Raw genomic sequence first — 7403 nt, 5'->3', positions numbered from 1 at the left:
CCGACCATCACCGCGGTGCGATCCGGCGAGGCAGAACTCAGCCGCATCACCGGCGCCAAAACCCCCTCCGGCATCCCCGTCACCATCACCCCGCCCACCCCCGAGCCCGCCCGCCGCACCACAACCGGCGCGTCCGCCTCGGCCCGAGGCCGACGCGGACGCACCACCCGAGGCCGGACCACGGGCAAACACCGCACCACCTGACAATCGGCGGTCCCCCGTCGACACGACGGCCTGTCCGGAGCCATCTCGACCAGAACGTCCACCCGTATCGCAGGAGGCAGCCGTGACACCGGTTCAGACGCATCGAAGCCCGACCACTGCCGGCCTCACGGTCAGGGCCGACCACCGGGACACGACCGAGCTGCGGGTACGTGACGACATGACCGTCGAGGTCGCCCTGTCCGTCATGGCCGGTGCGGGGGTGGAGTACCTCCTCCTGTGCGACGGGGACGACGAGCGCACCGGCTCGGTCACCCGGGCCGAACTCGTCGTGCACCGCGACAGCTCCGCCTACACGGACCGCGTCCGCCTGCGGGACATCCTCGGCGCACCGTGCCCGGTCGCCGGTTCCGTCTCCTTCTGCCCGTGACTTCTCCCTGTGAGGCATCATCATGCGCTGTGTCATCGCCCGATACCCGTTCGAACTGACCAGGGACGGAGTGCTGGCCTCTATGGCGGGTGTCAAACCCGAGCTGGTCACCGGTGACTCCGTGACCATCGGCCGCCGTCGCTATCCCGTGAAGCAGGTCGGCGAGGTCATCACCCGGCAGGACCGCCGCGACTTCACCGGCGACGAGGTGACCCGGTCCATGGCCCGCCTGGGCTTCACCTGCCACGGTCGCCCCGAGGCCGTCCCACCCTCGGCCCCGGGTGCCCGCACCCCCCTCCAGGCCGCCTCGGAGCTGCTCGGGAGCCCCGGCCCGCAGGACGCGTGACGCCTTGCGGCGGGCGGCGTCGGGCCGACCGCCGTGAAACTCCGAGCGGACAGAGGGGATGGGCCTCATGTGCCCTCGCCCCGACCCGCCCGAGCCCTGCCGTGCGCCCGAACTGTTGGACGAATGCCGGATGGTGCGCGCCCGCGGCGAGCTGGACCCGACCACCGTGGCACCCCTGGCGCACGCCCTGGAGGAGGCCCGCACCGGGTGCGGGCGCGGGGCGACTTGACTGACAGCAGGGGCACTTGCGGCCATGAGGGGGCCTCCTCGGGAGGTCCTGTATGTCCAGGACGAACGGACCCGTGGCTCCGTTGACGCAGGTCTGGATCAACTCGCCGGGTTCTCCGTGCAGTTCACCGGTGCGCAGATCGCGGACACGGCCGTCGAGCAGAGGCACGAGGCAGCCGTGCCAGACGCCCATGCGGCAGCCGTACGGCGTCGTCACGACCCCTGCTCTCCGACTAACAGCAGCGGGCCGGATGCGGGCGCGTCGGCCTCGATGCCGCTGCGGTCGAACCGTCGGGGCCCACCTGCGCCATGCGCACGATGAAGCCTCATCGCCGCGCACTCGAGGAGCTGAGACCGATCAACGCTGTGACAGATTGGGGCTCCCTCCCTCGCATGGCGCCTGGGGAGCGCCTGCAGAGGTATCCCGAAAGGCTTGAAACGCTGTGCGCTTCGTCTCCAAGACGTCGTCGGGCGGCGTGACCGAACAGCTCTTCACCCTCGACGAGATCCCGGCGTGCTGTGGACGCCGGAAGACGCCCACGGCACTCGCCCCCTGCTCCTGATGGGACACGGCGGGGGGCAACACAAGAAGGCCCCCGGCATCCTGGCCCGCGCGCATCGCTTCGCCGCCGAGGGCGGGTTCGCGGTCGCCGCGATCGACGTGCCCAACCACGGCGAGCGGCCGACGGACGAGGAGTTCGACCGGATCGCGACTGGGTGCGGGCGGCGAGTTCGGCGGCGGCTCGGCTGTCGTAGTCGGTGGAGAAGCCGCAGCGCGCAGCCGTGCAGGCGGCGGTGGGCTTCTCGCGGCCCCGGTCGTCGTAGGCGGTGGCGACCTGGACGGGGCCGATGCGGGTGACGTCTCGGAAGCGGCGGTTGGCGGTCACGGATGATCTCCTTTTCGTTGATCGCTGACCCGAGGGGTGCGAGGGCGTGTAGACAGGCGGCATGTCACGAAGAACACGGGGGCTCATCGCCTTCAGCGGGATCGCATTGATACTTGGGCTCGCGGCCGCGGGGGGACGGTGGTGGCTGGACGAGTCCTGGGCCACCGTGATCACGATGTGCTGCTTTTCCCTGCTGCTTCTTTTGGCCACCGCAGGAATTCAGCGGGTGCGGCGGAAGAGGTAGCGGCTCCCGGTGAAACCCGCCTTCAGAGTCGGGCTGCGATGGCGTCGGCCATGGGTGCGGGAACGCCCAGGCGGGCGCGGAGGGTTGGGAGCTTCAAGCACGGTTGGGTGGAGCCGACCGGATCGACGACACGGAGTTTGCCGCCTACGGGCTCGACGAACCAGCCATTGCTGAGCCGCGTCGGTGGGCACATTTGTGAGCTCAGAGGCACCGCCGGCTATGAAGACGCGCTTCATAGCCGACTGCTCATGGCCCGGTCGCGCTCCAGCGATGCTGGTGTCGCGTGGTGGTCAGGCTCGGTGTTCACACACGAAAGCGCTCACGTGGTCGGCTCCCGGGTTCCACCTGCGATCGGGCTCACCGGTAGTCGGGGTTGGGCGCGTCGAAGCGGCACCCCGCGTCCCACTCGGAGCGCTGGTTGCCGTGGGCCGGGATGCCCTTGGCGCGCTTGAGCATGGCCGCCAGGTGCATCAGGTTCCAGGTCATGAAGGTCGTGTTGCGGTTGGTGAAGTCGTTCTCCGGCCCGCCCGATCCGGGGTCCAGATACGAGGGACCGGGGCCCGCCGGTCCGATCCAGCCGGCGTCGGCCTGGGGCGGGATGGTGTAGCCCAGGTGCTGGAGGCTGTAGAGGATGTTCATCGCGCAGTGCTTCACGCCGTCCTCGTTGCCGGTGATCAGACAGCCGCCGACACGGCCGTAGTAGGCGTACTGGCCTTCGGCGTTGAGCAGCCCCGAGCAGCTGTAGAGGCGCTCGATGACCTTCTTCGTGACCGAGCTGTTGTCGCCCAGCCAGATCGGTCCGGCGAGCACCAGGATGTCCGCAGCCATCACCTGCTCGTACAGGGCCGGCCACTCGTCCCTCGCCGAGCCGTGCTCGGTCATGTCGGGGTAGACGCCGGGGGCGATGTCATGGTCGACGGCCCGGATCTCGGACGTGGTGACGCCGCGCGACATCATGATCTCTGCACTCTTGTCGATCAGCCCCTGGGTGTGGCTGACCTGGGGCGACGGCTTGAGCGTGCAATTGATGAACAGGGCGGTGAGGTCGTCGAAGCGGTAGCTGTCGTCGGTGGCGTTCACGGCGGCTCCTCGGCGCGAGATGGCGGTTCGTCCCGGGACGGTGACGGACCCAGCTGAAGCCTCTCGCGTGGATCTCCGCTTGTCGCCTTTATCCACCATTCGTCATCATTCCGACCGATGTCGAGCGGCGCGTGATCCCGCTGCCCTCCCAGCAGGTGGTCAGGTACGGCATGGACTGACGCCACGACACCGAGTGGACCCGGGGCATCCGCAGAGCGGAGCCGAGCCGGGAAACCGTCGGCGGCGGGTCGGGGTGGGCGCCGAGGTGACTCGTGCCGCGTACTTCCTCGGCCGGCGGATCGCCTGCGTCCGGCGTGTGGCCGCACACGAGCCGCCGCGGCTGCTGGACTTGGTGGCCACGGCCGCCCCATGCCCATGCATGCGCCTGACGGCGTACGACGAAGGGTTGACCGAACGCAGTCGGGAGCGGTTGCGGGCTGGCCCGGAACATCACCGAGAGACGGAAGTTCGGAGGCATCGGGGTGCAGAACAGTTCCCGAAACCGTAAGAGCCTCGATCGCTCGCGCTCGGGGAGCCACGGCTAGCCTCGGGCCATGGGCACGGAGATGGGATGCGGGCGGCCATGAATCGGTTGCCGCTCTTCTGTGATGTCGCCTCGGCGCAGCGCATCGAACGCGTGGAGGCGCAGCTGATGACCGCGGCCGCGGAGGCCGCCTGTCTTCGCCGGGCAGACGACGGCGGCTTCGTGATGCGGGTGGCGGGCGGAGTGGCCACGTTCGCCGAGGACGGCTCGCCCTTCAACAAGATCGCCGGGCTCGGATTCGACGGTGTGCCCGACGCGGCCGTACTCGACGGGATCGAGCGGGCCTTCGCCGATCGTGGCGCGCCGGTCCAGGCCGAGGTGTCCGAATTGGCCGACCCGGCGGTCGGTGCTCTGCTGACCGATCGCGGATACCGGCTGGCCTCGTTCGAGAACGTGCTCGGGCTCGCCCTCGACCCCGCGTACGAGCGGGTGGCTCCCCCCGGAATCGAAGTCCGGGTGTGTCGCGACGACGAGTTCGAGGCGTGGCTGGACGCCGTGGTCGAAGGTTTCGCCCACCCCGACGACCAGGGGATTCCCTCGCACGAGGAATTTCCGCGTCAGGTGCTCGCGAACGCCGAGCGGGACTTCGCCGCGGCCGGCGTGGTGCACTACATCGCGGTGTGCGACGGCACCGTCGCCGGAGGCGGCAGCCTCCGCACGGCGGACGGCGTCGCACAGCTCACGGGTGCGGCGACCGCCCCCGCGTACCGCCGACGCGGCGTGCAGACGGCCCTGCTCTCGGCCCGGCTCGCCGCCGCCGCTGCCGCCGGCTGCGACATCGCCGTCGTGACCACCCAACCGGGCTCCAAGTCGCAGCAGAACGTGCAGCGCCGGGGATTCCACCTGCTGTACACCCGTGCCGTTCTGGTGAGGCAGGTGAGGCAGGCCCCGGACGAGGTGCGCGTGGTGCAGTACGACGGCGCACGCGAGAAGATCAGGACGCTGTTCGAACTGGCTGAGGACTCACCGACGCAACTCGACTCCTACATCGAGGACGGGCGTGTGCTCGTCGCGCTGCGAGGAACGGATGTCGTCGGTCATCTGCAACTGGTGGCATCCGACCAGACCGGCACGTTCGAGATCAAGAACATGGCCGTACGGGAAGACCGTCGGCGCACCGGAGTGGGCAGGCGTCTGGTGCATGCTGCGATCGACCTGGTCTCGCGCGAGTCGGGCCGATGCCTGCTGGTCGCCACCGCCGCGGCCGACATCGGCAACCTGCGTTTCTACCAGCGACAGGGATTTCGACTGCGGACGATCGAACGGGATGCCTTCACCAGCCGCACCGGCTACGAGCCCGGCACCCTGATCGACGGCATCGAACTGCGCGACCGGGTCTGGCTCGACCACCGCCTGGGCGGCACCTGAATCCTGCAGACGTTCCCGGCGCGGGTGGGCGGCCGGCCAGTTCGGGCAACTACCCCTCTCACGCCTCCTCCGGGGAACCGCCCCCCGCAGCCGTCGCGAGCAGGCCGTTGACCACCAGGGACGCCAACAGCTCTGCCGTTGCGCCGAGTTGCTCCGGTGAAGTGGCCTCGGGCCTGCCCAGGCGGCGGGCCAGGGGCACCTCCAGCATTCCCGATACGGGGCCGACGATGACGAAGAACAGTACGTCCGCCGGGACGGGTGCCATGCGGCCCGCGGCCACGAGGCTCTCGACGTCGGGCAGGAGGCGCTGCATGAGCGGCGCGATGTACTGCTCGTACAGATAGTCCAGACGCTCGCTGTCGCGGGAGAACTCGTCCACCATGATGCGTCCCACCAGCGGCCTCTCCACCGCCGACCGGTAGAAGCCGGCGATCACCCGCCGCAGGCGCTCGGCCCCGTCGGCCGCGGGATCCGCCTCCGGCAGGAGGGCCATCTGCGCCCCGAGCGCGTGGTCCACCACGGCACGCCAGAAGGCCGCCTTGGATCCGTAGCGGTCGTTGATGAAGTTGTGGCTCACACTCAGGCGGCGGGCCAGTTCGCGGGCCGAGGCGCGGTCGTAGCCCAGCTCCGCGAAGGCCTCCAGCCCGCGTTGCAGGATGCTCTCCTCCTCGGGCACCGCGGGAGTGTCCACGCCGGGACGTCCCGGCCGCCGAGCGGATCCGGTTGCTGCTCCCACTCTTGCCTCCATTGCTTTCGATCGTGCCCGCGTACGCGCACCCCACCTTACTTGACGCCTGTCAGATTCTCGGTAATCTGACAGGTGTCAGGAAGTGCTCCGGTGCGATGCGCGCCTGCCTGATACGCACGGCCGCAGCCCCCTCCCGGAAGTGAGAACGCCATGACCGCACACCCCTCGCAGCCCGACCGCCGCACGGCACCCGCGCCCGTGCTCACGCTCGCCGACGGCGATCCGCTCGCCGACGCGGTCATCGCCGAGCTGGACCTCCACGGCGACCGGGCCCGGCGCGCCCTCGACACCGGACTCCGGTACGGCCCGGCCGGTCCGGACGTCCTGGACGCACCTCCCCCGGCAGCCGTCACCGCGCTGCTGGAGCAGTTGGAGACCGCCCCGGCCGGGGTCGACCCGCTGACGCCGCACCGGGGCGACATCGTGACCCTGTCCGTGCCGCCCCTGTGGTTCCAGCTCTGCTCGATTCCCGCCGCCCTCGCCCACCTCTACGCGTCCCCGGCCGTCGCGGGGCCGCTGGTCCGCACGGGCGGTCCGCAGGACCTGGCCACGCGCCGCCTCGTGGAGACCGGGGTGTGGATACGGCAGGCGCTGCGGCCGGGCGGGCTGCTGCGCGGCGCCCCGGGGTACGTGGCCACGGTCCGGCTCCGGCTGCGCCATGCCCGGCTACGGGCCTCGGCGATCGCCTGCGGCTGGGACACATCCCTCGGGGGAGCGCCGGTGAGCCAGGCGGACACGGCCCGCCTCTGGCTGGGCTTCACCCTCGTCGCGTACGAGGCGCTGGCGGCCGTGGGCATCGAGATCAGCGACGAGGAGGAGCGCCGGCTGTACGCGTACTGGTCGTACGTCGCCCATCTCCTGGGCATCGACGACAGCCTTCACCAGAGCGTCGCCACCCATACCGACGCCCGTCGGCTGCGGGACCTGGTGGAGTCCCTGACGGCCGGCCCCGACGACAACTCCCGTGCGCTGACCGCCGCGACGGTCGACGCACAGGCCCGTGCGATGGCGGGTGCGCCGGGCATGGCCCTGTCCGAGGAGCAGCTGCGGACGCTCATCCACCGCGTGCTCCACCAGTCCCTCGGGGACGGACCGGCGGAGCGGCTGGGGCTTCCGGTTCCCGCCACGACCGACCTCATGCCGCTGATCGGCGAACTCAACCGCCAGGCACGGTACTGGCAGACCTTCTCCGCGTCGTCGGCCGGCGAGGCCCGGCGACGCGCGCTCGCGGAGCCCGGACCCGAACCGGTCGCCGGCGTCCTGCGCGGCACCACCACGTACCTGCCGCGGCGCCCGGCGCACACGCGGGCCACGCGTATCAGCGCCCCCGCGGCCTGACCGGGGATTCGCCACCCGGCCTCTGCTC

At 70.6% G+C, this 7403-nt stretch carries 7 protein-coding genes and 3 pseudogenes; 7 read left to right on the top strand and 3 right to left on the bottom strand.

What is annotated here, in order from left to right; all coding sequences use genetic code 11:
- From ABZ880_RS53010 to ABZ880_RS52990, 5 genes and pseudogenes are all read left to right on the top strand, one after another.
- Positions 1 to 204: pseudogene (locus ABZ880_RS53010) on the top strand (ATP-dependent helicase); the annotation flags it as partial.
- A gap of 178 nt (positions 205 to 382) precedes the next feature.
- Entirely contained in the window at positions 383 to 592 is a 210-nt protein-coding gene (locus ABZ880_RS53005) for a hypothetical protein (RefSeq protein WP_361278879.1), read from the top strand.
- Positions 593 to 614: 22 nt separating this feature from the next.
- The gene (locus ABZ880_RS53000) at positions 615 to 938 is read left to right on the top strand and encodes an SCO5918 family protein (protein WP_361278875.1); all 324 of its coding nucleotides are present in this window, start codon (positions 615 to 617) and stop codon (positions 936 to 938) included.
- 67 nt (positions 939 to 1005) lie between these two features.
- Positions 1006 to 1167 carry a hypothetical protein gene (locus ABZ880_RS52995; RefSeq protein ID WP_361278873.1) on the top strand — a complete coding sequence of 54 codons (162 nt, stop codon included), beginning with the start codon at positions 1006 to 1008 and terminating at the stop codon, positions 1165 to 1167.
- Positions 1168 to 1609: 442 nt separating this feature from the next.
- Positions 1610 to 1878: pseudogene (locus tag ABZ880_RS52990) on the top strand (alpha/beta hydrolase); the annotation flags it as partial.
- A 4-nt stretch (positions 1879 to 1882) separates the two neighbouring features.
- On the opposite strand, the pseudogene ABZ880_RS52985 reads toward ABZ880_RS52990, so the two are convergent.
- Positions 1883 to 2053 (bottom strand): annotated as a pseudogene (locus ABZ880_RS52985) (mobile element transfer protein); the annotation flags it as partial.
- A 601-nt stretch (positions 2054 to 2654) separates the two neighbouring features.
- Positions 2655 to 3377 carry a flavodoxin family protein gene (locus ABZ880_RS52980; protein WP_361278871.1) on the bottom strand — a complete coding sequence of 241 codons (723 nt, stop codon included), beginning with the start codon at positions 3375 to 3377 and terminating at the stop codon, positions 2655 to 2657.
- Positions 3378 to 3960: 583 nt separating this feature from the next.
- Here ABZ880_RS52980 and ABZ880_RS52975 point away from each other — a divergent pair.
- Positions 3961 to 5289, top strand: a complete 1329-nt coding sequence (locus ABZ880_RS52975) for a GNAT family N-acetyltransferase (protein WP_361278869.1) — start codon at positions 3961 to 3963, stop codon at positions 5287 to 5289.
- 58 nt (positions 5290 to 5347) lie between these two features.
- On the opposite strand, the gene ABZ880_RS52970 is transcribed toward ABZ880_RS52975, so the two are convergent.
- On the bottom strand, positions 5348 to 5980 hold the full coding sequence (locus ABZ880_RS52970; RefSeq protein WP_361278867.1) for a TetR/AcrR family transcriptional regulator: 633 nt from the start codon (positions 5978 to 5980) through the stop codon (positions 5348 to 5350).
- Between the two features lie 207 nt (positions 5981 to 6187).
- On the opposite strand from ABZ880_RS52970, the gene ABZ880_RS52965 reads away from it, so the two are divergent.
- Complete coding sequence (locus ABZ880_RS52965) at positions 6188 to 7375, top strand: oxygenase MpaB family protein (RefSeq protein WP_361278865.1); 1188 nt, start codon at positions 6188 to 6190, stop codon at positions 7373 to 7375.
- Positions 7376 to 7403: the final 28 nt, after the last annotated feature.

The organism is Streptomyces sp. NPDC047043 (genome assembly GCF_040644055.1).
In the GTDB taxonomy this organism is placed as follows: domain Bacteria; phylum Actinomycetota; class Actinomycetes; order Streptomycetales; family Streptomycetaceae; genus Streptomyces.
This window is presented reverse-complemented; position numbering and strand designations above follow the sequence as displayed.

What these genes read in the sequence shown, in the direction of transcription:
- ABZ880_RS52965 (WP_361278865.1), top strand. Translation starts at nt 6,188, where the DNA reads ATGACCGCACACCCCTCGCAGCCCGACCGCCGCACGGCACCCGCGCCC.
- ABZ880_RS53000 (WP_361278875.1), top strand. Translation starts at nt 615, where the DNA reads ATGCGCTGTGTCATCGCCCGATACCCGTTCGAACTGACCAGGGACGGA.
- ABZ880_RS53005 (WP_361278879.1), top strand. Translation starts at nt 383, where the DNA reads ATGACCGTCGAGGTCGCCCTGTCCGTCATGGCCGGTGCGGGGGTGGAG.
- ABZ880_RS52995 (WP_361278873.1), top strand. Translation starts at nt 1,006, where the DNA reads ATGTGCCCTCGCCCCGACCCGCCCGAGCCCTGCCGTGCGCCCGAACTG.
- ABZ880_RS52975 (WP_361278869.1), top strand. Translation starts at nt 3,961, where the DNA reads ATGAATCGGTTGCCGCTCTTCTGTGATGTCGCCTCGGCGCAGCGCATC.